The organism is Ruegeria sp. C5, assembly GCF_056537605.1.
This window is the reverse complement of the sequence record NZ_JBQFRX010000002.1, coordinates 357,924-383,752: the sequence shown is the minus strand read 5'-3', so window position 1 is coordinate 383,752 and position 25,829 is coordinate 357,924. Positions and strand designations below refer to the sequence as shown.

The following is a 25,829-nucleotide window of genomic DNA, read 5'->3' as shown; positions in this document are numbered from 1 at the left end:
GAAATCGGACCGCGTACCGGTCTATTACTCTGAAAACACATCAAACGCCTTCAACGCCTTGGCGCTGTAGGCGTAAGACGGGCCGCCGCCCATATAGGTGGCCATAGCCAGCGCTTCGCACAGCTCTTCGCGGGTAGCACCCAGCCGCACCAATGAGCGGATATGGAAGCCGATGCAGCTGTCGCAGCGCGTCGCGATGGCAATCCCCAACGCCATGAATTCCTTTGTCTTTTCACTCAGCGCACCATCTGTTTTGGCGGCCTTACCCATGATGCCAAAACCACGGACGGTTTCGGGCACTTCTTTCGAGAATGCACCAATATTGGCCTCGGTCTCGGCCATGAAGTCTTTCCAGTCCATTTCTCTGCTCCTTATCCGCGCTCATCTGCACCCATCCGGCGCTCGAGCCAACGCACACCGGCGCTGATGATCAGTACCAGCACCAGATACTCGAAGATCAACAAGGTATAGATCTCAAGCGGGCGGTATTCCGTCACTACCAGCTCATTCGCACGGCGTGTCAGTTCTTGCATGCCGATGACGCTGGCGAAAGCGCTCATCTTCACAATGTAGATAAATTGGTTGGCCAGCGGCGGCAGAATGCGCCGGATCGCTTGCGGCAGGATCACATAGCGCATGGTCTGAAAATAGTTCAGGCCAATCGTTTGCGCCGCCTCGCTTTGCCCTTTTGCGATAGATTGTATACCGGCACGGTAGATCTCGGCGGTAAAGGCGCTGTCCGATATCGCAAGGGTGATAATTGCGCCCCAGAAGGGATCGATTGGGATGTTCATACCCATCGACTGAAAGACAATCGGCAACCCGTAGAACACCCAAAACAGCATAGGCAACAGAGGGATCGAGCGAACGAACTCGACATATACCCGGTTTACCAGCCGCCAGCCGCGCTTTTCCGATAAACCGGGCAGGGCAACCAGCAGCCCGATGACAATCGATAAGATCGCCGCAATCAGCGAAATCTGAATGGTCGCACCCATGCCCGAAATCAGGAATTTTACATTGGTCCAGCCTGAAGCCGTGGTTGGGTCAATGACGTACCAACCCCAGGTCTGTGAGGACGAACAGCCCGTGATCAGCATGAAAAGGGGAAGGAAGAGAAGTGTTTTTTTCATCGGACCCAACTCAATGCTGCAGAATTTGGCTCAGGAATTTCTGACACCGCTCAGACTTTGGATTGGTGAAGAAATGCTCGGGCTTACCTTGTTCGACAATCTCGCCTGCATCCATGAACACCATGTTGTCGGCCACTTTTCGGGCAAATCCCATCTCATGGGTCACCACAACCATGGTCATGCCTTCCTCGGCAAGTTCGACCATCACGTCGAGCACCTCGGAGATCATCTCAGGGTCGAGCGCCGAGGTGGGTTCGTCGAACAAAAGGACCCTGGGCTCCATGCAAAGCGAACGGGCAATTGCCACTCGCTGCTGCTGTCCACCCGAAAGCTGTATCGGGCGCTTGTCGGCCTGATCGGGTATATGAACACGCTCAAGGTAGTGGCGCGCTTTGTCTTCGGCTTCTTTTCGGCTCAACCCGCGGGCCTTGATGGGGCCAAGGGTCAGGTTTTCCAGCACTGTTAGATGCGGGAACAGATTGAATTGCTGGAACACCATGCCAACTTCTGACCGGATGGTGGCTGCAGATTTGGCATCATCGTTCAGTTCGACCCCATCGATGCGGATGGTGCCCTTTTGATGTTTCTCAAGCTGATTGATGCATCTTACGACCGTTGATTTACCCGATCCGGATGGGCCGCAGATCACAACCTTTTCACCACTGTTGACTGTCAGGTTGATGTTCTTGAGCACGTGAAATGTGCCAAACCACTTGTCTACGTCGACAAGCTCGATCGCTGCGTTTGGCATCTGCTGGCCCACTTGTGATTACTATGAGTTAATTAGTTGCTTGAGGTTATCTTTTTCTTTACGCTTAAATCAAGAAGCAATGTCGTGATAAAAGACTAACGCCACCAACGGGAGAACCACATGAAACGTTTTGTTAAAGTCGCGGCTGCGGCTGCGCTCGGTCTTGTGATCAGCGGCGCTGCGCAAGCACAGTCGGCTCTGAATGAAATTTTGGATGACGGCGTGCTGAAAGTGGGGACAACCGGTGACTGGAATCCGATGTCACTGCGCGACCCGGCGACTAACAGCTATAAAGGCTATGATATCGACATCATGAACGCGCTGGCCGCTGATCTGGGTGTTGAGGTCGAATATGTGCCCACCGACTGGAAAACATTGGTCAATGGTGTGGTAGCGGGGAAGTACCACATCACCGGTTCGGCTTCTATCTCACCTCCGCGCATGAAAGTTGCAGGGTTTTCCGACAGTTACATCGCGGTTGAGTTGTTTCCCTACACAACCAAGGAAAAGGCCGACAAATTTGATGGCTACGACTCGATCAACAAGCCGGACGTGAAGGTTGCTACTACCCTGGGCACCACCTTTGAAAAGCGCGTGCGCGAATGGTTCCCCGATGCGGATATCAAAGTGGTCGAAGCTCCTGCACGTGGTTTTCAGGAGGTCCTGGCCGGTCGTGCAGATGTGTTCATAACCTCGAATATCGAGGGATCGACCCTTGAAGCAAAGTTCCCGGTCGTCCGCGTCAAGAATGCCGGTCCACGTTCTCCTTCTCCCATCGCGATGCTGTTGCCGCAAAGTGATCAGGTCTGGATCAACTATGTGAACAACTGGATTGAAGTGAAAAAAGCCCAAGGCTTCTTTGACGAAAACCGGGAGCGCTGGGGCCTCTGATCAGAGGCCCTAGTAACTGGAGCGCCTGCGAGAGTTTTCAAAGTCATGAAACTTGAGCACATGACATGGTACGAGGTTGACACTCGTATCAATGCCGGTGCGGCCGTGTTGCTGCCGGTTGGATCGACCGAGCAGCACGGCCCGATGGGTCGCATTGGCACCGACACGATTTGCGCCGAGGCTGTCGCACTCGCTGCCGCCAGGCAATGCGAGGGTATCGTCGCTCCGGCGCTGGCCTACACGCCAGCGCCTTTCAACGCGGGATTTCCCGGAACGGTGTCTATTTCAGCCGAAACCTTTCGCACCATCGCAGATGAGGTGATCCGGGGGCTCTTGGAGCAAGGTTTCGTTGGAGTGTTCATAGTGAATGGGCACGGGGCCAATCTGGCGCCTCTTCGGCAGATCGAAAGCGAAATTGCCGGTGGTCAATTGCTGATCCGTAGCTGGTGGGAGCCGAACGCAGTGAATGTTCTGCGACAGCAGCTCTATGGAGATTGGGAAGGGATGCACGCCACCCCCTCGGAGGTTGCCATAACCCAGTCTTTGCTTGGACCATTGCCTGCCAATCGGGCCGCTGAGCCGCCCCAGAAACTCAGCGCCGAATACATCCGGGATCACGCAGGGGATCGCCATGGTCCACCTGACGAGCATCGCGCGGACTTCCCGGATGGCCGCGTTGGATCGCATTCAGCTTTGGCCAATCCTCAGGATGGCGAGCGTCTGCTGGCGATAGCAGCTGCGGCTATCGCTGCCGAGTTCCGGGCATTCGAACAAGGCCTCTAGTCACGGAGCGCCTGCGACGGGTGTCGCAGCCCTATTCTGCTTCGACCCCAAGCCCGTCAGTCGACAGGTCATTGAGTTTCGGCATCAACCGCAACAGTTCTTGCGCGTATTCGGTTTTCGGACGGGCAAACAGATCGCTGGTGTCCTGAACCTCGACGATTTGTCCCTGTTTCATGACCGCAACTCGGTCACACATCTGGCGCACCACTGGCAGGTCGTGGCTGATGAACAGCATGGTCAGGCCCAGATGCTCTTGCAGGTCTTTAAGAATGTTCAAAATCTGCGCCTGGATCGAAACGTCGAGCGCGCTTGTGGGCTCATCGCAGATCAGGAACCGGGGTTGTGTCGCCAATGCGCGGGCAATCGAAATACGCTGGCGCTGACCGCCCGAGAACTCATGTGGATATTTCAGCCCGGCCTCTGACCCCAACCCCACTTGATCCAGCAATTCGTCCACGCGGCGCTTGACGTCGGCACCTTCCATCAGGCGGTGATGGCGGATCGGCTCCGCCACTATTTCATCCACCCGCATACGCGGATTGAGAGACGAGTAGGGGTCCTGAAAGATCATTTGGATGTTCTTGCGGTATTCGTCTTGCACCGCACGATTGCTTAGATCGCTAACCAGTTGCCCGTCAAAGGTGATGGTGCCACCGTCCACGGGATAAAGCCCTGCGATCATACGCGCGACGGTGGACTTGCCCGATCCGGACTCACCGACAACCCCAAAGACTTCGCCCGCGCGAATGTCAAAGCTGACGTTGTCGACAGCGGTGAAGTAGGTACGATCCCAAGGCAGTAATCCACGCTTTTGCAGGAATTTCTTGGTCAGGCCGCGGATTTCAAAGATCGGTTTGCTGGCGTCGTTATTCACCTTGGGCCAGTGGCGCGCCATATCCTCGATCGCGAAACGCGTTTCACGCCCGCCATAGCTGATCTGAGGGAAGCGATGCAGTTTCAGCGTCGGGCGTGGTACGGCGGCGATCAGGGACTTGGTGTATTCGTGTTGCGGCTGGCCCATCACCTGTGCCGTGGTGCCGCTTTCAACCACCTTGCCCGCATACATCACGGTCACGCGGTCAGTTGTATCGGCGATCACGCCCATATCATGGGTGATCAGGATGACACCCACCTGACGCTCTTGTGCCAGTTCCTTGATCAGGTCCAGAATCTGGGCCTGAACCGAAACATCCAAAGCCGTCGTGGGTTCATCGGCGATGATCACATCCGGTTCGGTGCAAAGTGCCAGAGCAATCACCACGCGTTGCCGCATGCCGCCCGAGAACTGGTGCGGGTACTGATCCAGCCGAGTATCCGGGTCTGGGATGCCAACGCGGTCGATCAAATCACGGGCGCGCTTGCTTGCCTCGGCCTCGGATCCACCCAGATGGGTCTGGATCGTCTCGACCAGTTGCTCGCGCACTGTAAATAGCGGGTTCAGCGACGTAAGCGGGTCTTGAAAGATCATCGAGATCTTCTTGCCGCGCAGCCCGCGCATCGCATCGGCATCGATGCCGCTGATCTTATCGCCGCCCAGCTTAATCTGACCGCTGGCAATGCGACCTGGGCGTTCCAGAAGGCCCATCACGGCAGCGCCGATGGTAGATTTACCTGCCCCGGATTCGCCCACAAGCCCGTGGATTTCGCCGGGTTCTACAGAAAGGCTGGCGTGGTCCACTGCGGTAAATAGCTGGCGGCGGGTCGGGAATTCGACGGTGAGGTCTTGGATGGTCAGAAGGCTCATGAAATCACCGCAGTTTTGGGTTCAGCGCGTCGCGCAACCAGTCGCCCAACAGGTTGACCGACAGGGCAAGGGCCAGAAGCGTGCAGGCCGGGAAGAATAAAATCCACCATTCGCCCGAGAACAGGAAACCTTGCCCGATCCGGATTAGTGTTCCCAGCGACGGCTGGGTCGGAGGGGCGCCCACACCCAGAAAACTCAATGTGGCCTCAGCAATGATCGCCAGCGCCAGCGAGATGGTGGCGATGACCAGAACCGGGCTAAGGACATTGGGTAGGATGTGACGGAACATGATCGGGAACGATCCACGCCCGATCAGGCGCGCGGCTTGTACATATTCTTTGTTTTTCTCGACCAGAGCAGCACCACGGACGACGCGTGCGAACTGCACCCAGTCCGACAACGCAATCGCGATGATCAGAACATAGATTGCCATCTCATCGCGGTATTCCGGCGGAGTGATTCCTTTGGCAATCCCAAAGATCAGCATTGCGACCAGAATGGCCGGGAACGTCAGTTGCACGTCTGCGATACGCATGATCAGCGTCTCGATCCAACCTCCGAAATACGCAGCGATCAGACCGAGGATCACGCCGATGATCAAGGCAAGAAGCACAGCAGAGGCACCTACGAACAATGAAATGCGCAACCCGTAGAGGATGGTCGAGAACACATCGCGCCCTTGGTCATCCGTGCCTAGTAAAAAGGTCTCTTGCGTGAACGCATTGGGCGTACCTGGCGGTGTGAACCCGTTCATCAGGTTCAGTGTTGCTGGATCGAACGGGTTATATGGCGCGATCAGCGGGGCAAAGATCGCCGCCAGCACCAGAATGACCACGACCAAAGATGCGATCATGGCTACCGGAGAGTGCCGGAAAGACCAGGCGAAATCGCTGTCCCAGAATTTAGCCATACGCGATTTAGGCGCGACTTTCGGGGTTTCCATCGTTTCGGTCATGTGGCCCTCGCGTCGACACGCAGGCGCGGGTCAATGGCATAGTACAGAAGGTCGACAATCAGGTTGATTGTCACGAACATCACTGAGATCAGCATCAGATAGGCAGCCATAACGGGGATATCCACGAACTGGATCGCGTTGATGAACAGCAAGCCGACGCCCGGCCATTGGAACACCGTTTCGGTGATGATGGCAAAAGCGATGATCGACCCCAGCTGAAGGCCCGTGATGGTGATCACCGGCACAAGAGTGTTCTTCAGCGCGTGGCGGAAATTGATCACCCGGTCCGACAGCCCTCGGGCGCGGGCAAAGCGGACATAGTCAGCGCGCAGAACCTCCAGCATCTCGGACCGGACAAGCCGCATGATCAGCGTCATTTGATAGAGGCCCAGCGTGATTGCAGGCAATATCAACGCCTTGAGCCCCGAGGTCGTCAGAAACCCGGTGGACCAACTGCCAATCATAACGGTCTCGCCCCTCCCGAAACTGGGCAGTAGGTCAAGTTCAACCGAGAAAACATAGATCAGCAGGATACCTATGAGGAACGTCGGCAGCGAAACCCCGATCAAGGAAACGGTCATGATCACATTGGCAGCGATCCCTTGTCGTCGGATTGCAGTAAAGACACCGAGGGCAATGCCCATCGTGATCGCAAGAAAGCCGGACACAAAGGCCAATTCCAACGTCGCCGGAGCGCGTTCCACCAGGATGGTCGAGACCGGTCGCCCCTGGCGATAAGACACACCGAAATTGCCCTGAACGGCGCCTTGCAGGAACTTGGCGTATTGCACCACAAAAGGTTGGTCCAACCCAAGCTCGGTCCGTAGGCGGTCAATGTCGGCCTGCGTGCGCTCTTGACCCAGCATGTTGTCGATCGGGTCGCCAACAAATCGGAACATCGAAAAGGCGACCAACCCCACGACCAACAGCACTATGACGGACTGGAACATCCGTCTGACGATATATGCGAACATATGTTTCCCTCGTAGATCGGTCTCTCTAGGCCGACCTTGACCAGATGGTCAAGAGAGTGCTGTCAACTCAACGCGACGTTGCCGCCGATCAATTCACATTCACCCAACGCAGCAGGAAGAAGTTGTCCGGACGCTGCGTGACCTCTACATTGCTGCGCGTGCCCCAAACCAGCGGCTGGACATACATCGGCACATAAACGTGTTCGTCCTGATAGATTTGAGTAACCTCGTCCAGCATCGCCTGACGCTTGGCCTCATCCAGTTCTGACTGGATCATCGGCAACAGCTCATCGACACGTGCATTCGAGAAGCCGCCGAAGTTCCAGCTACCCAGCTTTTTCTCTTCGTTCGGGGTTGCGACAAGGAACCGGACCGGATGCTCGGCGTCGAACGTACCGGGGCTCCAGCCCAGCAGGTACATGTCGTAATTATCTTCGCGCAGTTCCGGCCAATAGTTCCGCACTGGCATCGCGTCCAGCTCGGCGGTGATCCCGATCTGAGCCAGCATACCAACGACGGCCTGACAGACGGCCTCGTCATTAAGGTAGCGGTCATTGGGGCATTTCAGGCCAAATGAGAAACCATCTGCATATCCGGCCTCGGCCAGCAGCGCCTTTGCCGATTCCACATCAAACGCGGGGCGTCCGGCGTTGGCTTCGGAGAACCCGCTCATGGCTGGGCTGACGAGCTGCGATGCGGGCTCGGCATTTCCGCGCATGATCGTGGCCAGAATGGCGTCGACATTCACCGCTTGCGCAACTGCCTGCCGCACGCGCGCGTCACGGAACGGGTTGGGTTTGCCCGCATCGTCTGTGTATTTCAGCGTGTCAGCCTCGTGGTCGAAGCCCAGCATGATCACACGCGCTTCAATGCCCTGGATGACATCGACTTCTGCGTTCTGCTGCAGCCGTGCGACGTCCTGAATGGGGACCGGGTTGATCATGTCCACATCGCCCGATAGAAGCGCCGCTACGGCCGTGGCAGGATTTTGGATCGGATTAAATTCTGCACGGGTGATGTTGTGTTCAACATCCCCCCACCAGCCTTCATAAGGTTCCAACACGGTCTTAAGACCCGGCTCGCGCTCGGTCACCTTGAACGCGCCGGTGCCGTTGGCGTTGATGGTGGCGTAGTTTCCGGTTTCTTTGTCGGGGACCACGGCGTCGTTGGCCTCAGTCCAGTCTTGATCCATGATCATCCAGTTGGCAATCGATGACGGAAACAGCGGGTTAGGTGCTGTGGTCATGATATCAACGGTGTAGTCATCAACTACAATGACGTCACTGACAGGAGCGAACCAACTGCGCGTGTCCGCCGCCTCACCCGAGGCGCGTTGGTAGCTGAACAGCACATCTTGCGCGTCAAAGCTGCTTCCGTCGTGAAAGGTCACGCCCTGACGCAGATTGAACCGCCATCCTTCGCCGTCGCCGATCGGCTCCCAACTGACAGCCAACGCGGGCTCAACGCTCATATCCTTTCCGCGGCGGACCAGCCCTTCGTAGACGTTGTTCAGGAACCCGAGAACTGGGGCCGAGTTGACCGCGTGAGGGTCCATCGTCTGCGGATCGGTGGTCGAGGCCCACTTAAATTCGGCCGCCTGTGCGGCGCTTGCAAGCAACATGGTCAGGCCGATTGCACTGTTTCTGAGGATCATGGCGAAATCTCCCTGTTAGCGCTGAAACAATCCAGCTTTTTCGCTGCCACGTAAAGCCGTTCCTGCGCCGAGATCACATGTCCGTTACCGACGGCGCAAACAAGAACAGGGCGCGTTTCCGCGCCCTGCATACCATCACAAAGGATAGTTTAGTTCATCTCAAAGTACTTGATCTTCGGTGAATCTTCCGGCTCGACGATGGTGCCCACGCCCGATTTCATGCCCCAGTTCAGCACCTGATGGTGGATCGGGATATAAAGCTGTTCGTCCTGAACAACCTGCCAGATATCACCGATCTGCTGATCACGTGCGGGCAGATCAGTTTCAGAGGCAAGGGCCACGATTTTGGCATCCAGATCCGGGTTGGAATAGCGTGTGCCATTCCACGAGCCGTACTTTTCGCCCTTCGAATGGACGAGGAAGTTGAAGATGTACTCCGAGTCATAAGTCGGAACACCCCAGCCCAGCATGTAGAAATCTGTTTCTAGGTTGTTGATCAACGGGAAGTGCTGGGCTTTCGGTTTGGCGTCCAGGTTAACTGTGACGCCGATCTGGGCCAGCATTCCAACCGCTGCCTGACAGATCGCCTCATCATTGATGTAGCGGTCATTCGGGCAGTTCAGGGTCAGCGAGAATCCATCAGGATAGCCTGCTTCGGCCATCAACGCCTTGGCCCCTTCGATATCGGTTGACGAGGACGCATCCATATCTGCATCCCAACCATTCACAAACGGAGGTGAGATCATGCCAGCAGGAGCAGACTGACCACGCATCACGACCTGTTTGATCGCATCACGATTGATCGCTTTTGACATCGCCTGTCGAACGCGGACATCAGCCAGCGGGTTCTTACCATCCACATTGTCCGAGGTCAGATCAGCATCGCCCATGTTCATGCCAAAGAAAATTACCCGGTTCTGCGGCGCGGTGCGTACGTCCAGACCATCGGTTCCGGCTACGCGCTCGAGGTCCTGTACGGGCACGTCCTGAATGAAATCAACCTCACCCGAAAGCAGCGCGGCAACACGGGTCGCGGCGTTCTGGATCGGGGTATAGATGATCTCGGTTACCTGCAGCGGGAACTCATCCTTGCCCCAATAGCCGTCATAGGCGGCCAGGACGGTTTTCACGTCGGGCTCGCGGCTGACCAGCTTGTAGGGACCTGTGCCATTGGCGTTCTTGGCCGCAAACGTGTCTTCGCCGCCCTCATAGTCCTGAACCTTGACGGCGTTGTTTGCCTCGGCCCAACCTTTGTCCATCATGAACATGTTGGTCAGGTTGTTGGGCATGATCGGGTTCGGGCCGTCAGTTTCGATCTCGATCGTGAACTTGTCGGGCGCACGCACCTCTTTCACAGAGGCCAACAGTTCCTTGTAATCCGAATCCGGCGTCATCGCGCGGTTCAGCGAAAACACGACATCCTCGCTGTCGAACTCGGCACCGTCGTGGAAGGTAACGCCCTCGCGCAGTTTGAACACCCAGACATTCGGATTTTCTTCCGATGGTGCCCATTCGGTCGCCAGAGATGGAACCAGTGCACCTGAGTGATCACGCATCACCAGCGTTTCCATGATCTGGTGCGCCATGGCCGAGGTCGGGCCTTCGTTTTGCGCATGCGGGTCCAGCGTAAGCGCGTCACCTGCACGGGCCCATCGCAGCGTCTCCGCCGAAGCGCCCGCCGCGATCATCGCCGTTGCACTGGCGGCAAGCATCAGAGTTTTGAATGACATAAGTCGTCTCCCCATTTTTTGTTGTGGCCGCATTTTCATACGGTTGGCCGAATTTTTCGGCCATCATGGGCCAGCATCATCCAGATCATGGTCCGAGTTGCAACACCCGAATGTTAGCGCCCTGCTTTTCTTTCTGTCTGCCGGGGCTTAGGTGAATGTAGGTCATGCAGAAACACGCCTCGTATTTAGCCCTATGACAGGGTTGCTGCCTAACGTTTATTGAAGGCGTCTCTGAGAGCGTCACCAAATGCCCCGTTCTGGGTGCTCTGACCCCCATGGCTGCGCCGCTGTTCCCCTGGCTTGGGTGTTCGTGCCGGTTTGCCCTTGCCACGAAGTGCATTGCCCTCGCTTGCCGAAGCACCACCGTCCTTGCGCATGGACAGCCCAATGCGCTTACGTGGAACGTCGACTTCGACCACCGTCACTTTGACAACTTGCCCGGTTTTGACCACCTCATGCGGGTCCTTCACGAACCGATCGGCCAGTTGGCTGACATGAACCAACCCGTCCTGATGCACGCCAATGTCGACAAACGCGCCGAAGGCGGCGACATTGGTGACGGTACCCTCCAGCACCATGCCGGGCTTCAGGTCCGTGATTTCCTCAACCCCGTCCGTAAACGACGCCGTTTTGAAACTGGGTCGCGGGTCTCGGCCGGGCTTCTCCAATTCGGTGAAAATGTCGCGAACCGTAGGCAAGCCGAAGGTGTCACTCACAAACTGCTCGGCGCGCAGGTCTTTCAGCGCGCCTTCATGCCCCATGATTTGGCGAATGTCGCGCCCACATGCTGCCACGACCCTACGGGCGACATCGTAAGCCTCGGGGTGAACCGAGGAGGCGTCCAGAGGCTCTGAACCGTCGCGAATTCGCAGGAAACCTGCACACTGCTCGAAGGCGCGTGGACCAAGACGGGCCACCTTCAGCAAATCCTTGCGAGACGCAAAGGCACCATGAATATCTCGGTGCGTGACAATCGCCTCAGCCAATCCCGGTCCCAGACCCGAGACGTGCGAAAGCAAGGGGGCTGAAGCTGTATTCAGATCCACGCCCACAGCGTTCACTACATCTTCGATCACCGACTCCAGTGACTGTGACAAGCGGTGCTGATCCACATCGTGCTGATACTGACCGACGCCGATGCTTTTGGGTTCGATCTTGACCAGTTCAGCCAAGGGATCTTGTAGCCGGCGGGCAATCGAGACCGCTCCACGTAGCGAGACGTCGAGGTCGGGAAATTCGCGCGCGGCAAGCTCGGATGCCGAGTAGACCGAGGCTCCAGCCTCGGAAACGACGACCTTGGTCGGTGCTTTGACGGTCTTGGGCAGAAGCGACAGCGTATCGGCCACCAAACGCTCAGTCTCGCGGCTGGCTGTGCCGTTGCCGATGGCAATAAGCTCGATTTTATGTGTAGCGATAAGGTTCAGGATTGCCGCTTGTGCACCACGCAGATCATTCTTGGGCTGAAACGGATATAGCGTATCCGTTGCAACCACCTTACCGGTTGCATCCACCACGGCGGCTTTGACCCCGGTGCGAATGCCGGGATCCAACCCAAGAGTCGGACGTGCCCCCGCCGGAGCAGCGAATAGCAGATCCTTTAGGTTGCGCGAAAACACTTGAATTGCCTCGTCTTGTGCGCGGCTGCGCAGGTCGGCCATCAGTTCGACCATCATCGACAGCGACAGCTTGACCCGCCATGTCCAGCCCGCAACCTTGCGCAGCCATTTGTCACCCGGCGCATCGCCCCGCGTGTTAAGATGAGCCGCAACCATGGCCTCGGCCCGCGCGGCGCCCGCTTCGGGTTCGGGAGCAATGTCGAGCGTTACGATCCCTTCCTTTGAGGCGCGCAGCATTGCCAGCGCTCGATGCGATGGGGTTTTCGACCAAAGCTCGAAATGATCAAAGTAATCGCTGAACTTGGCCCCTGCTTGTTCTTTGCCCTCGACAACATTCGCGCTCAGCAACGCCTCACGCTGCATGAAGTTACGTAGCTCTCCCAACAAAGCAGCGTTTTCGGTAAGCCGCTCTGTGATGATGTCCCGTGCACCATTCAGCGCGTCTTTGGTCGTGGGGACAGCCTCAATCAGATATCCCTCAGCCAGCCCTTCTGGTTCGGCCAACCGGTCCGACAGAATCGCATCGGCCAGCGGCTCCAGACCATTCTCGCGGGCAATCATCGCCTTGGTCCGGCGTTTGGGCTTGTACGGCAGATAAATGTCTTCCAACTGCGCCTTGGTTTCGGCTTGGGCGATCGATTTCACCAGATCGTCCGTCAGTTTCCCCTGATCCTTGATCGAGGACAGAATCGCCTCGCGCCGGGCCTCAAGCTCACGCAGATAATTCAGTCGGTCGGAAAGGGTGCGCAATTGGGTATCATCCAGCCCGCCGGTCACTTCCTTCCGATAACGGGCGACAAAGGGCACGGTCGCACCTTCATCCAACAACCTGACCGCGGCCCCAACCTGTTCCGCGCGGGCGTTAATCTCGGTGGCGATGGTGCGGGTGATACGGTCCAAAGGGGCCTCCTGACTTGCGGTTGGAAGATCGTCTTAGCCACCGGCACGCGCAAGGGGAAGAGGCTGCACCGCTAAAAGCACCTCTGCACAAAAAATGCACGACCCTTACGCGGTGATCTGCACCTGCCTAGGCCAGACAGAACCAACACAAACAAGGAGCAGTTAAATGGGACAGTTCATCGTGCGCGGCGTACCGGCATCAGTTTTACAAGATAGTTGGTGGCTGGACACCCCTGATCGAGGCACAAACCGAGCCGATGGCTTAGCGGAACCCGGCAATCGCCATGCTTTCTTGGGTTTGGTGTTTCTGGTTGCGCTCGCCGATTTTCTGTTTTTCGACCATTCTCCTGGCCTTTCAATCGCGCTCTTTATGTTGGCGTTTTCCGCTGTCGTGTTTGCCTTACTGCGCCGCCGTGGTGGACTTGTCGGGCCAGCCCTTCTTTTGCTGCTTAGCATTCTTCCGGTGGTGGAATATGTTCAAGCCCTGTCCGTAGCTTTCTTGCTGGGTGGATCGACCATTGCGCTGTGTTGGGCCGTGCTGGGCAATCATGAGGTCGCTTCGGTTCGCCGGTTTCTGTCTCTGTTTCCAATATTGGCGCTCAGACACGGGATAGTGGCGGTTCAGAAAGGTCATTCGGTTTCCCGCGTTGACGGGGTTGCCCTTCGTACACTGCGCAACTGGAGTTTCCCGATCGGAGGCGCACTGATCTTTGCTTCGCTGATGGTTGCGGCCAATCCGGTCTTGTCTGATTGGATCGATCGGATTTGGCGATTTGATCTGCGGTTCGACCGACTGCTATTCTGGATCGGGGCGGCAATCACGATCTGGCCCTTTCTTGCGGTCACCTTACAGCCTGACTTGCTTGCCCCCCGATTTGGCCCCGGACGCAAGCGCCCATTGCCTGCCTTTGGCCTGAATGCCCAATCCGTTGCCAATGCGCTAGTGGTGTTCAACTTGCTGCTGGCGGTGCAAACTGGGATGGACATGGTCTTTCTCTGGGGCAATGCCAAGTTGCCCGAGGGGATGACCTATGCTGAATATGCTCATCGCGGGGCATACCCACTCTTGGTCACAGCTTTGCTGGCGGGCGCATTTGCCTTGGCCGCGCGACCCTATCTGAACGAGCGGCAGGGGCTGACAAGATGGATGATGCTGTGGCTGGCGCAGAATGTACTGCTGGTGATCTCATCGCTGATGCGCCTGTCGCTTTACGTTGATTTCTACGGGCTGACCTATTTGCGTGTTCATGCGGCAATATGGATGGCGCTGGTTGCTGTGGGTTTGTGTCTGACCGGTTGGCAAATTTTGCAGGGTAAATCGAACCGCTGGTTATTGCTGCGATCTGCGATCCTGGGGATTGGCGTGCTCTATGCATGCTGCTTCGTGAATTTTTCAGCCTTAGTCGCCCGTTGGAATCTGGAAAATCCGATACGGTTTGATGCCTACTACGCATGTCAGCTCAATGAGATGGCGGCGGCAGAGTTGCTGAATGACAAACGGGTACGCGCTTGCGCAACCCCTCCGATAGTCGACAATTGGAGGAATTGGGGCTTTCGCGCAGATCGGGTGATCCGTAATCTGGCCGTCGAACCCATGCCGGAGAAGGTAGATGAAAATCCTCGTCGTGGATGATGATCCACGCCTGCGAGAGCTGGTCTCGATCACGCTTGAGCGCGCGGGCTACCAGACGGTTACCGCCCGCGATGGCCAAATGGCGCTAACCCACGCGATGCGGGAAGCGCCTGATCTTGTCGTGCTGGATGTCGGCCTGCCTGAGATCGATGGGCTTGAGGTTTGTCGCCGCTTGCGGGCACGCTCGGACGTACCAATCTTGTTCCTGACCGCGCGTGATGACGAGATTGATCGCATTTTGGGCCTCGAGTTGGGAGCGGATGACTACGTTACCAAACCTTTCAGCCCCCGTGAGTTGGTTGCACGGATCAAAGCCATCCTGAAACGCAGCAAACCGGGTGCTGCAGAGCTTCTCCTGCGGCATGGCCCGGTTGAAATGGATGTGTCGGCGCATTTGGTTCGGGTCGACGGCAATGCGCTTGCCTTAACCGCAACCGAGCTGTCGATTTTGCGTCGCCTGATGCAAACGCCCGCCGCCATCGTCTCGCGACCACAATTGGTTGATGCGATTTATGGCGCAGGCAGTCCGGTCTCGGATAGGACACTGGATAGTCATTTGCGGAACTTACGACGCAAGTTGGGGGATCAGGGCTGGGCCGGTGCCATCGAAACCGTGCATGGGATCGGATTGCGGATGGGTGCATGGCCGGGCTGAGACGCAAATGGCGCCCTTCGCTGGGTTTTGTTCTTGGCGGAGGTCTCGCGGGTACGCTCGCCCTGTCTCTGCTGGGTCTGATCGCGCTGCGGTATCTTGGACCTGAGATCGGGTTTCGAAACGCTGCGGGCTTGCTGGCGATCGTGATCGGATGTGCGACCGGAGTGGTCGGATACCTTATGGTTCGGCTTCTGCTCCGCCCCATAACGTCGCTGGCGACCTATACAGGGGCCATTGAACAAGGGCAACGCGCCGAGCCGCCCGATCACTACGGCACACAAGAACTGTCGCGCCTCGCCGGTTCGGTTCTGAGCATGGCGGATACACTGCAACGGCGCGAAGCTTCGATCCGCGTCTTTGCAGATCATGTCACGCATGAGTTGAAAACCCCTGTCACCGCGATCCGTGCGGCAGGAGAGTTGTTGGCCGAGGCCGAAACGCTCTCGGACCAGGATCACGCATTGCTGCAACAGATATTGGGCGCAAGCGATCAGATGCAAACGCAGCTCAGCGCTCTTAACACGGTTGCACAGGCACGAGTGCCGGAACATCATGGGGAGGCAAGCCTGAACGATCTTGCCGATCAGTTACGCGCTTCGTTTCCCGAATTGGACATCAGCATAGAAGGCGGCGATCAGGCATTGAACCTTGCAGCCTCTGGCCTGAAAATTGCCCTGCAACATCTTCTGGACAATGCACGCCGTCACGGGGCAAGGCAGGTGGTCCTGCACGCAGAACTCGGTCGATTGGTTGTCCAAGACGATGGTTCAGGCATATCCGACGGTAATCGGGACCGCATCTTCAACCCATTCTTTACAACCGCGCGCGAGCAGGGAGGGACCGGGATGGGCCTGACCATCGTTACAAACCTGTTGGGGGCACATGGCGGGCGGATTTTGCTGGTGCCTTCCAAGACCGGTGCGCGATTTGAGTTGGTGTTTCCGGGTGTGTGATATCACTCAATAGCCCAAACTAATTCGACCCGTGTCAATTTGCGCCGCTCAATACGATTGATCCCAAGCCAATCCTCATTTAAGGGAGGCCCTGTCAAATCAGAGTCACCCGTGGGGCCGTCATGTCCCCTTTGGGATTGGTGCCTATGTCACGGCGGCACATGCTCTTGGATCGCACGCCCCTGAAAGGCTTAAAAAAGGTAAGGGAATATGGCAGAAAAATCGAACTTCGACGTATTGTATACCATTGTAGACGAAGCGCCTGAGCTGGCGAGCGCCTCGTTCCTGCCCATTATCCGCAAGTTTGCGTCAGCAGCCGGTGTCAGCGTCGGAACCAAAGACATTTCGCTGGCCGGGCGCATTATCGCGACCTTCCCCGAGAATCTGACAGACGAACAGCGTATTACGGATGATCTGGCCGCGTTAGGTGAACTGGTGAAAACACCGGACGCAAATGTCATTAAACTGCCCAACATCTCGGCGTCGGTGCCCCAGCTGGTGGCAGCCATCGAAGAGCTGCAATCACAGGGTTATGACATTCCGAACTACCCCGAAGAGCCTTCGACGGACGACGAAAAGGCGATCCGTGCGCGTTATGACGCCATCAAGGGTTCGGCCGTGAACCCGGTCCTGCGCGAAGGCAACAGCGATCGCCGCGCAGCGCGCGCTGTGAAGAACTATGCCCAGAAGAACCCTCATTCGATGGGAGAGTGGAGCGCGGACAGCAAGACCAAAGTGTCTTCGATGCCGGGCAATGATTTTTACGCCAATGAGAAATCGGCAACGATCACTGCGGCGCAAGCCGGCGATGCCAAAATTGAGTTTGCGGGCAAAGATGGCAGCGTTACGGTTCTGAAAGACGCTTGGCCACTGGCCGAAGGAACTGTGGCCGACGCAACATTCATGTCGGTCAAGGCGCTGTCGTCGTTCCTGACCGAAGCCATTGAGGACACCAAGAAAGACGGCACCATGTTCTCGTTGCACTTGAAGGCGACGATGATGAAGGTCAGTGACCCGATTATCTTCGGCTATGCAGTCAAGGCCTGGCTTGCCCCCGTGTTCGAAAAATTCGGTGCAGAGCTGGACGCACTGGGTGTAAACCCGAACTCGGGTCTGGGGGACCTGCTTGAGCGGGTTCAGGGCAACGCAGACATCGTCGCCGCAATCAATGCGATCGAAGGGGATCGTCCGTCGATGTATATGGTGGACTCGGACCGTGGCATCACCAACCTGCATGTCCCGTCTGATGTTATCATCGACGCCTCGATGCCCGCAGTGATCCGTGCTGGCGGCAAGGGTTGGGACGAAACCGGCGCCAAGGGCGATACTAACTGTGTGATCCCTGACCGTTGCTATGCACCGGTGTATGATGAGGCCATCAACTTCTTCAAAGCCAATGGTGCACTGAACCCAGCCACCGCAGGAGCCGTCGCCAACGTTGGATTGATGGCGCAGAAGGCCGAGGAGTACGGCTCGCACCCGACGACGTTTGAAGCGCCCGCAGATGGTACAATCCGTATCGTTCTGGCCAATGGCGAAACGCTGCATTCCCATGACGTCGAAAAGGGCGACATCTGGCGCGCCTGCACCGTCAAGAAGGCCCCGATCGAGAACTGGATCCAGCTGGCGATGGACCGTCAGCGCCTGACCGGGTCCGAGGCGATCTTTTGGCTGGATGCCAACCGCGCACATGACGCCGAGCTGATCAAGTATGTCAAACCAGCGCTTGAAGCTGCAGGCGTGGCCGACAAGTTCTTGACTATGGCCCCGCGTGAAGCAACCCGCCAGTCGCTGGAAACTATCACGGCGGGCAAGGACAGCATCGCCATCACCGGTAACGTATTGCGGGATTATCTGACCGACTTGTTCCCGATCCTCGAACTGGGGACGTCGGCCAAGATGCTATCAATCGTTAAACTGATGAATGGCGGCGGTCTGTTCGAAACCGGTGCAGGCGGTTCGGCGCCGAAACATGTTCAGCAACTGGTTGAAGAAAACCACTTGCGCTGGGACTCCATGGGTGAATTCTGTGCGCTCGGAGAATCCCTGAACTTCCTCGCTGACAGCAAGGGCAACGCCAAAGCGGGCGTCCTGGGCGCCGCTGCCGAGGCTGCCACGCAGGGAATTTTGGATAACAACAAGTCACCCAGCCGCAAAGTCGGCCAGCCGGATAACCGCGATAGCCACTACTGGTTCGCTCGTTACTGGGCCGAAGCTTTGGCGGGGCAATCCGATGATGCTGGGCTTGCCGCCGAGTTTGCACCGCTCGCGAAAGAGTTGGCGGACAAAGAAGAACAGATTTTGTCCGAGTTGGCGGCAGCGCAGGGCGCACCCGCCGATCTGGGTGGATACTACCACACTGATCCGGCCAAAGCGGCTGCGGTGATGCGTCCAAGTGCGACCCTGAATGCGATCATCGGATAAGCCAAGGGTTGCATAAACGCCTAAAAAGAAACCGGTCCGAAGAGGGCCGGTTTTTTCATGCCCTGAAAAAGAAAAAGGCCAGCCCCCATAGCCAGCCTCTTTCTGAGTGAGTGGCGGGGCTTACGCCTCACCGGTGCAGTTGAGTTCATCCTACGCTTATCGTTCACGCTGAATATTCGGGGATTCCCGTAGACGGCCGCCTTTTATGAGCGATTAAGGATAAAAATAATCATTATGTATGTGCAAATAAGACCAAATGCTGACTGCGCCACGTCTGAGGCCTAGTCAGTTGGCTTTGCCGTTATCATTGAAGATTCTGACCCACCGACAAAAAAAGGGCCAGTCCGAAGACCGGCCCCTAAGAAAGGTCATAACGACCGAGGGATTAGTTTGATGCTGCGTTCAGCTTTTCATTTTGTTCGCGCAGCGTGTCGGAAATAATCGCGTACCATTCGCCGGATTCGCGCATCTCGATCAAACCCTTGTTCATCATCGCGATGTACTCGCGCGCGAATGGATTGGTGCGGTGTGCAAGGAAGCTCATCGAAGACAGTGTCGAGACATACGGGTTCTCAACAATATCCGCCGAGGTCAAACCCATGTCTTTCATTGTCGAGGCAAACAGATCGACTTCGAATGCAGCCACATCTGCCGTACCGGTCAATACGGCATCGAGACATTCGCGGGCCGAATTGGGTTGGACCACAGTTGTGTTCTCGCGGTTGAGCCCTTGTTCTTCAAGCACCACCATGCTCCAGCCTGCCATGCGGCAAACGGTCGAGCCCTCAAGGTCGGAGAAATCTGTCGCCTTTGCGTATTCGCTTTCAGGCAAAGTGAAGAATCCACCGACAATGTCATATACCGGAACCGAAGCGACAAATTGGGTACACCGGGCTTCGGTCTCTGCAGACCACTCATAGGAGCGGTTGGTACAATCCGGTACAGTCCACGCGATCGAAATATCAAACGCACCCAGTGGCAACAGTGTGTCCAGATGCGAACTCCAGTCATCTACAAAGCTGACCGAGAAATCGCGGCTGTTACCAGCACGCTGAAGGCTTGTCGTCGCCAGACGGGTCATGATGCCACCGCCGCTCAGATCTTCAGTAGTGAACGGTTCCCAACCGTTGCCAGCGACCATCTTGATCGGAGGCGCGTAGACATTCGAGCGCTTGACGCTTGCAGCACGTTGTTCTTCTGCCGCGATCAGTTCTTGCGCGCTCTGACCGTTGGGCAGGCTGCCATCCTCACAGGGCAGCGCCAGTACCAGACCGGGGGTTAGCGAACCGGGATTGGTGATTGCATTGCGGTTAGCGTTAAAGATCGGCTGATAGTTTGAGGTGCCGTAGGCGGCAATGGCGATGGTCGCCAATGTGTCACCATCCTGAACCGTATAGTTGGAGCAGGCCTCTTGAGCGGCGGCTGCACCTGCGCTCAGGGCGGTGAAGGCTGATGCCGACAGTACTGCTTTCTTCAATTTCTTGTTAAACATGTCCACTTCCTCCAGACTTTGTTTCGTTGGGCCAATCAAGGCCTTAGCCATTTTCCATTTGATAGCGCAGTGCGGTAGATACGATGTCGCGCCACTCGCCTGATTGCTGCATGATCGCCAGACCCTGGTTGAGCGTCTCAAGGATCGCTTCCCCATCCGGATTATCTTTGTGGGTCATGACGTTAAGCGACTTGATTGCCGCTAGGTTGGGGTTTTCGATGATCTGATGTTCGTAGCCCAGACGCCCGATTGCTTCGACCGCCAGATGCGCTTCGATCGCGACGATATCGGCTGTGCCATCCATAACTGCGCGAAAACAATCATCGGGTGAAACGGGGCGCATCAAAGTGATTGCAGGCTCGTAAAGACCAACTGCATCCATATGCGACAATGACCAACCTTCCGGCCTACAAATCGTTGTGCCCGCGAAATCTGCATAAGTCAGAGTCTCTTCGTAACCCGAACCGCTTTTTGCGAAGAACGTATCAACGACCTCGTAGAATGGGTTTGAGAAATTATAGGTTTCGCACCGTGAACGATCATTTTCCGACAACGTAGCGGCTTGTTCACAGTTCGGCCGCGACCAAGGGAATGTGGCGTCAAAGGCGAGAGTCGGCATCAATAGGTCCAGATGCGACGACCAGTCATTAACGAACTGAATCTTGTAGGACTGCTCGGGCGCGGCCCTCAGCATCGCGGTTTCAACCAGGTTGGTATAAAGCCCACGATTTGGCAGCGCTTCATCCGTAAACGGGGCGTAGTTACCACCCGTGATCAACAAAATCTGACGGTCACGAATTTCAGGGCTTTCGCCACCATCCGCGTTGCGGATCAATGCGGCACCTTCCGCACGGGCTGCTTCGATCTCTTTCTTGGCCGCAGCCTTGGCCGCGATTACGGCTTCTTCGCTGGTCTTTTTAGCTTCGGCCTCTGCAGCGGCCACACGGGCTTCGGCCTCGGCAATGGCTTTTTCAGCCCGTTCCTCGGCAGCTTTGACCAGTTCCGAGGCCATTTCGGCAGCCATGCGGCCAGCTTCGGTATGCGGCAGTTGCGCCGCGCGCCCGATATCTTCAAGACAAGGGAAAGTCAGGACATCACCGACGCGAATGATATTGGGGTTCGACCCGATCGTATCCCGGTTCGCATCATAGATGATCCGGTAATCTTCCGTCGCGTAGACGGCAATTGCCAGTTCCCGCAAGCTATCACCGGGCTGGATTTCATAAGTCGAACACGCCTCTTGCGCCGATGCTGCACCTGTTGCAGCAGCAAGAGCGAGGGTGGATATGATAAGATGGTTTCGCATTTTGTCCTGTTTCACTGCCTGTCTAAGTCTGTGCCGGTTTGACCACGGCGATTGAAATGTTGTCCTGATCCGGGTCTGCCTTTGCATGCAGTGCTTGAAGCAGCGCATCAGCAATATCGCGAGCCGGGGAATGAATATGCGTGCGCACCAGCGTTTCGATCTCGGAATTGCCGAGATATTGCAGGCCATCACTGCCAAGGATCAGTACATCTGCCGCAATCAGCGCCAATGGTTGTTCCGGACAATCCACTTCTGGAATCGCAGCCCCCATGATCACCGAAGTCAGTTGGTTACGATCCGGATGGCCCTGCGCCTCTTCCGCGCTCAGTAATCCTTGTGCGAGCTGTTCGTCGATCACCGGGGCCATCGAGTGATCTTCGTTGACCTGTGACAGGGCATCATCGCGGAACAGGTAAAGTGGACTGTCACCGATCGAGATCCAGAATACGCGTTGATCCAGCATCAACATGCCCAGAAGGGTGGAGCCCAGATTGACCTCGTTTTCCTCACTATGGCTCGCCATAGCGGCGTTGGCCTGCATTGCGGCCAACGGCAGAGCGTCGAGCAGTGCGCTCTCAGCAAGGTCGGGCCCATCCAACTGGGCATCCATCGCATCGCGCCAGGCTGAAATGACCAACTGCGAAGCGACTTCACCCGCTTCATGACCACCCATACCGTCGGCAATCACAACATAACCCGCGTCTGCCGCGTCAGAGACCCGCGCAGCAATCGCGTCTTCCTGCGAGTCGCGCTGACCCTGGTCCAGGATCAGGGCAATATCATATGCAGGGGTCGCCAGCATTAATCGGCATCCCGCCAGTCAAAGCCGTCATCACAGAAAGCGGTGAAGCGGATCGAGGTTTCGCTGATCCGGATCAGATCGCCGCTGGACAAGGCTATGGTGCTGAGCACAGGCTTGCCATTCAGGCGCACCAAGTTGGCCTTGCCGCCATGGCCCAGATAGCATTTCCGGTCCTCTGGGTCATATGCGATGACGGCGTGATTGCTGCGAGAGATCCCGGTGTCGCCGAAATCCAGCTGAATAGCCTGATCGTCATTCCGACCGATCTGCATCAATCCCTCGGTCAAGGTAATCGCGGCACCCCGACCCGGTCCGGCGGTCACGACCAGCCAGCCAACCGGGAATGTCTGTTCGGCCGCTTCTGTCTTTTCAACGGGCTCAGCTGTTTCCATCAGCTCCTGAACATGCGTGTCTGCACGCTCGAAACCCAAAAACGTCGTCTTCACACGAGAACGCCGATCTTCAGCCGGTGCAGGTGCAGGTGCGACCATGGCGGGTTCCGGGGTTACATCAACAGGCTCCGGTTCCGGTGCGGGTTCTCCGACGATTTCCACCTCGCCCGCAACTTCAGATACGACTTCAGGTTCGATGGCCTCTGGTTCTTCTACGGTGACTTCGGGTTCATCGTCCTGAACCTCGTCTTCCGCAGTCAGATGAAGCGTGACAATCTGTTCATCTTCTTCGACCTCTTGAATCTCGGCCACTTCTTCTTCGGTCGCCTGATCTTCGATCTGGTCTTCCGAAAACTCGGGCATCGGTTCTTCGGGGATCAGTTCGTCTGCTTCCTCGTAGCTGTCCGAGCTAACGTTTCCACCCGCAAGGGCCGCGCGCAGGGCGTTGAAATCCGCAATCGGAGCAGCGCTTTCTGTTTCGACCGCTTCCGCAACGGTTTCGGTTTCCACCGCATCTTCTTCTTTCGGTTTTCCGGCACCTTCTAGAAGCCGGCTCAGAGGGCTTTTGTATTTGAACATGGTGTCGTCACCTTCTTTGATTTCTGATGCGGGGTTTTACCCGCGGGACTGCTACAAACCGCTTCGCCGTAGGCGCAGGGCACTGATGAAGAGGAAACAGAGAAACATTTACGTCGCGACGGGTTGGTCCCCGACGGGGTGACGCGATGGGCGGCACCCCCAGCACACTGACCTGGCGATAGTCACATCAACTGGGCGATCACTCCTGCGTTAGTTGCATGACCGCAGTACTTTCAGCTCCGTTGCGCAGAATGCTTAGGCGCGCCTCGGGTTGGTTGTCGGAAACAAGTTGAGCAAGGATGCCGTCCAGACTCTCGGGCTCATTGATCGAGACTCCAGTCTGTGTTTCGCGCAGCAGCACATCCCCCCGCTGCAAACTGCCAGCAACTTCTTCCGGAACAGATGCGACGACGGTTTGCCAACCTGCCTCGCCCGCATGAGCCACATCAAACGAATAACCGTTCAGAAGGCCAAAACTGCGGAAGGCGGGCAGGGCCAGCAATCCATTCTGCGCGCGCGTTTCGCCCAGACTGCGATAGCGCGCTGCTACACGGATATACCCGTCTGGGTCGACCGAGAAACTATCTAGAACATACGATGCAAGCGTTGTGTCCGGACGAATAGGTTCACCATTCAGAGTAAAAATCGTAGCGCCCCGTTCGACCCAATCCCCGATCACCGACCTATCTTGACCGGCGTTCAATCCATTGATGGCAATGACACTCCCGGTCGAGCTGCGACGCTTGGACATCGTGAATGGAATCTCAATATCCCAGTGCCCAAATGCGACCTGGTTTTCGGCTAGATTTACCGGCGTCGCAGGTGCGATGGGTGTGATGTCTTCAACCGTAGGTTCCGTCACTTCAGGTTCCACTTCTTCAGGTTCCACCAAAGCGATTTCTTCGGGTTGCTGCTCTGACACAATGGCGGCTTCCGGCACCTCATTAGCCTGCTCGACAGGTTGTTCCTGCGCCGCTTCTGGTTCTGATGCCAAAGCGACTTCGGCCTGTTGCGGCTCTGTTGTGGCTTCGGCGGTCTGCTCGACGGGTTCCGGAGCTGCTTCTGCGGGCACCGGAGTAGTCGGAACCTCTGCAGTCACCGGAGTTGCCTCGGGCGATTGCTGATCGCCCGTCATTACGAAGTATCCACCTCCGGCCAGAGCCGCCAATACAATCGCGATACCCGCGATCATCTTGCCACTGCCGCCCGAGCCGCTTTTTACAACGGTGTCGACTGCAGCAACGGCCTCGTCCTGAGGTGCAAATTTAGCAAGAGTGTCTTCCGTTTTTTCCTCGTTCCCGAGGGCCAGATCAGAGTTCCCGGCCAGCAGCGCGGTCACGACGGCCTCCGCATTCTCGCTTTCGGCTTTGATCCGTTCTTTTTCGGCTTCTTCGTCTTTGCGATCCATGCCAACAATGACCGAAACCGGGCGATACGCGAAACTGTCGAACATCACACCGGGACCACGGAACATACGCAGCCAGTCCAATGCGGTTTGCACACGGTCAGTGGCGTGCACTTCCATTGCTTTGTCGATCGCCTCAAGGAACCCGTCTGGATACCCTTTGAATCGCCCTGTCAGCGGTTCATAAGGATCGTCTTGGCCGTTGTTGAACGCATTCAAACGTGTCTGGCCATCAATCGGTCGCTCGCCGCTGATCGCATGATACAGCGTTGCAGCCAGTACATAGAGGTCACTGCTGGGGCCCTGATCCGCGCCACGCACATAAAATTCGTGTGGCGAATACCCGTCCTTAATCACGCGCAGCGTCAATAGCGCCGCTGACTTGTGTGCCGCCTGCTCGCGTGCTGCGCCAAAGTCGATCAGGATGGGTTCGCCATTCTCATCGATCAGGATATTGTCGGGTGAAATATCGCGATGTAGCATGCCACTTTGGTGAATGAACGACACCGCAGACAGCATTTTTTCGGTGACCTGAACGATAAAGTCCGGTCCGCTCTTGTTTTCGGGTTTTTCGACATAATCCAGAAGATCGCATCCGCGGATCAGGTCCATCGCGATATAAGCGGTGTCGTTGTCCTCAAACACCTGATGCACGTCGACGATGTTGGGATGAACCAGCCGCGCATGGTTGCGTGCTTCCTGAATGAACAGGTCGATAATGGCGCGCAGGTCTTCTTTGTGGTCGGGGTTGGCAGGTTCGACCAGATCACCATTCCGCTGGCAGAGCGCCCCCGGATAGCATTCTTTGATGACCACATCGCGATCCAGACTATCGCGCGCGAGATAGGTGATCCCAAACCCGCCGTTGCTTAGGAACCGGAGAATTTCATACTGTCCGCGCAGCAGCTTTGCGCCTGGCTGCAATCCTTCGATCTGAGGTTCGTCGTGCGTTGCGCCGACCGCCTGGTTGTGGCTCATTTCTTCCCGCCCATTCTACTCGTTTATTGCGGCATAGATAACCAGGGCTTCAGCCCGCGAACTCACAACCAAACACAAC

Annotated in this window: 20 protein-coding genes; 6 read left to right on the top strand and 14 right to left on the bottom strand. The window is 56.7% G+C overall.

The features are described 5' to 3' along the window. Positions 1-24 precede the first annotated feature (24 nt). The 3 genes from ACR0AW_RS09715 to ACR0AW_RS09705 are packed head-to-tail and all read right to left on the bottom strand — an operon-like array spanning position 25 to position 1,884. Positions 25-360, bottom strand: a complete 336-nt coding sequence (locus tag ACR0AW_RS09715; protein WP_170732709.1) for a carboxymuconolactone decarboxylase family protein — start codon at positions 358-360, stop codon at positions 25-27. 11 nt (positions 361-371) lie between these two features. Continuing rightward, positions 372-1,133 carry an amino acid ABC transporter permease gene (locus ACR0AW_RS09710; protein WP_170422752.1) on the bottom strand — a complete coding sequence of 254 codons (762 nt, stop codon included), beginning with the start codon at positions 1,131-1,133 and terminating at the stop codon, positions 372-374. Positions 1,134-1,143: 10 nt separating this feature from the next. Next, a complete protein-coding gene (locus ACR0AW_RS09705) occupies positions 1,144-1,884 on the bottom strand; it encodes an amino acid ABC transporter ATP-binding protein (RefSeq protein WP_170407352.1) in 741 nt (246 codons plus the stop codon). Positions 1,885-2,004: 120 nt separating this feature from the next. On the opposite strand from ACR0AW_RS09705, the gene ACR0AW_RS09700 reads away from it, so the two are divergent. Next, positions 2,005-2,775: a transporter substrate-binding domain-containing protein gene (locus tag ACR0AW_RS09700; RefSeq protein ID WP_170393886.1), complete on the top strand. Its 771-nt coding sequence runs from the start codon at positions 2,005-2,007 to the stop codon at positions 2,773-2,775. Between the two features lie 45 nt (positions 2,776-2,820). After that, positions 2,821-3,558, top strand: a complete 738-nt coding sequence (locus ACR0AW_RS09695) for a creatininase family protein (protein ID WP_170732708.1) — start codon at positions 2,821-2,823, stop codon at positions 3,556-3,558. Between the two features lie 31 nt (positions 3,559-3,589). On the opposite strand, the gene ACR0AW_RS09690 is transcribed toward ACR0AW_RS09695, so the two are convergent. The 6 genes from ACR0AW_RS09690 to ACR0AW_RS09665 form a co-directional block, all read right to left on the bottom strand. Then, the gene (locus tag ACR0AW_RS09690) at positions 3,590-5,302 is read right to left on the bottom strand and encodes an ABC transporter ATP-binding protein (RefSeq protein ID WP_170732707.1); all 1,713 of its coding nucleotides are present in this window, start codon (positions 5,300-5,302) and stop codon (positions 3,590-3,592) included. 4 nt (positions 5,303-5,306) lie between these two features. Next, the gene (locus tag ACR0AW_RS09685; RefSeq protein ID WP_170407343.1) at positions 5,307-6,257 is read right to left on the bottom strand and encodes an ABC transporter permease; all 951 of its coding nucleotides are present in this window, start codon (positions 6,255-6,257) and stop codon (positions 5,307-5,309) included. After that, positions 6,254-7,231, bottom strand: a complete 978-nt coding sequence (locus ACR0AW_RS09680) for an ABC transporter permease (RefSeq protein ID WP_170393893.1) — start codon at positions 7,229-7,231, stop codon at positions 6,254-6,256. Before ACR0AW_RS09680 ends, ACR0AW_RS09685 begins: the two co-directional genes overlap by 4 nt. An 88-nt stretch (positions 7,232-7,319) precedes the next feature. Continuing rightward, entirely contained in the window at positions 7,320-8,885 is a 1,566-nt protein-coding gene (locus tag ACR0AW_RS09675) for an ABC transporter substrate-binding protein (protein ID WP_170393895.1), read from the bottom strand. Positions 8,886-9,034: 149 nt separating this feature from the next. Then, positions 9,035-10,615: an ABC transporter substrate-binding protein gene (locus ACR0AW_RS09670; protein WP_170393897.1), complete on the bottom strand. Its 1,581-nt coding sequence runs from the start codon at positions 10,613-10,615 to the stop codon at positions 9,035-9,037. A 209-nt stretch (positions 10,616-10,824) separates the two neighbouring features. Then, positions 10,825-13,131 carry a Tex family protein gene (locus ACR0AW_RS09665; protein ID WP_170732706.1) on the bottom strand — a complete coding sequence of 769 codons (2,307 nt, stop codon included), beginning with the start codon at positions 13,129-13,131 and terminating at the stop codon, positions 10,825-10,827. A 166-nt stretch (positions 13,132-13,297) separates the two neighbouring features. Between ACR0AW_RS09665 and ACR0AW_RS09660 the strand changes: the two genes are divergently transcribed. The 4 genes from ACR0AW_RS09660 to ACR0AW_RS09645 all read left to right on the top strand — a co-directional run bounded on the left by ACR0AW_RS09660 (position 13,298) and on the right by ACR0AW_RS09645 (position 18,796). Next, on the top strand, positions 13,298-14,764 hold the full coding sequence (locus tag ACR0AW_RS09660; RefSeq protein WP_170732705.1) for a DUF4153 domain-containing protein: 1,467 nt from the start codon (positions 13,298-13,300) through the stop codon (positions 14,762-14,764). Then, positions 14,742-15,419, top strand: coding sequence for a response regulator transcription factor (locus ACR0AW_RS09655; RefSeq protein ID WP_170393903.1), 678 nt, complete (start codon positions 14,742-14,744; stop codon positions 15,417-15,419). Before ACR0AW_RS09660 ends, ACR0AW_RS09655 begins: the two co-directional genes overlap by 23 nt. Next, entirely contained in the window at positions 15,407-16,372 is a 966-nt protein-coding gene (locus ACR0AW_RS09650; RefSeq protein WP_170732704.1) for a sensor histidine kinase, read from the top strand. Before ACR0AW_RS09655 ends, ACR0AW_RS09650 begins: the two co-directional genes overlap by 13 nt. A gap of 210 nt (positions 16,373-16,582) precedes the next feature. Beyond that, positions 16,583-18,796: an NADP-dependent isocitrate dehydrogenase gene (locus tag ACR0AW_RS09645; protein ID WP_170732703.1), complete on the top strand. Its 2,214-nt coding sequence runs from the start codon at positions 16,583-16,585 to the stop codon at positions 18,794-18,796. 385 nt (positions 18,797-19,181) lie between these two features. On the opposite strand, the gene ACR0AW_RS09640 is transcribed toward ACR0AW_RS09645, so the two are convergent. From ACR0AW_RS09640 to ACR0AW_RS09620, 5 genes are all read right to left on the bottom strand, one after another. After that, complete coding sequence (locus tag ACR0AW_RS09640; protein ID WP_170393909.1) at positions 19,182-20,288, bottom strand: transporter substrate-binding domain-containing protein; 1,107 nt, start codon at positions 20,286-20,288, stop codon at positions 19,182-19,184. A 43-nt stretch (positions 20,289-20,331) separates the two neighbouring features. Continuing rightward, complete coding sequence (locus ACR0AW_RS09635; protein ID WP_170732702.1) at positions 20,332-21,594, bottom strand: transporter substrate-binding domain-containing protein; 1,263 nt, start codon at positions 21,592-21,594, stop codon at positions 20,332-20,334. A gap of 22 nt (positions 21,595-21,616) precedes the next feature. After that, positions 21,617-22,396: a protein phosphatase 2C domain-containing protein gene (locus tag ACR0AW_RS09630; protein WP_170732701.1), complete on the bottom strand. Its 780-nt coding sequence runs from the start codon at positions 22,394-22,396 to the stop codon at positions 21,617-21,619. Beyond that, entirely contained in the window at positions 22,396-23,367 is a 972-nt protein-coding gene (locus ACR0AW_RS09625) for an FHA domain-containing protein (protein ID WP_170732700.1), read from the bottom strand. Before ACR0AW_RS09625 ends, ACR0AW_RS09630 begins: the two co-directional genes overlap by 1 nt. A gap of 199 nt (positions 23,368-23,566) precedes the next feature. Beyond that, positions 23,567-25,750, bottom strand: a complete 2,184-nt coding sequence (locus ACR0AW_RS09620) for a serine/threonine protein kinase (protein ID WP_170732699.1) — start codon at positions 25,748-25,750, stop codon at positions 23,567-23,569. Positions 25,751-25,829 lie beyond the last annotated feature (79 nt).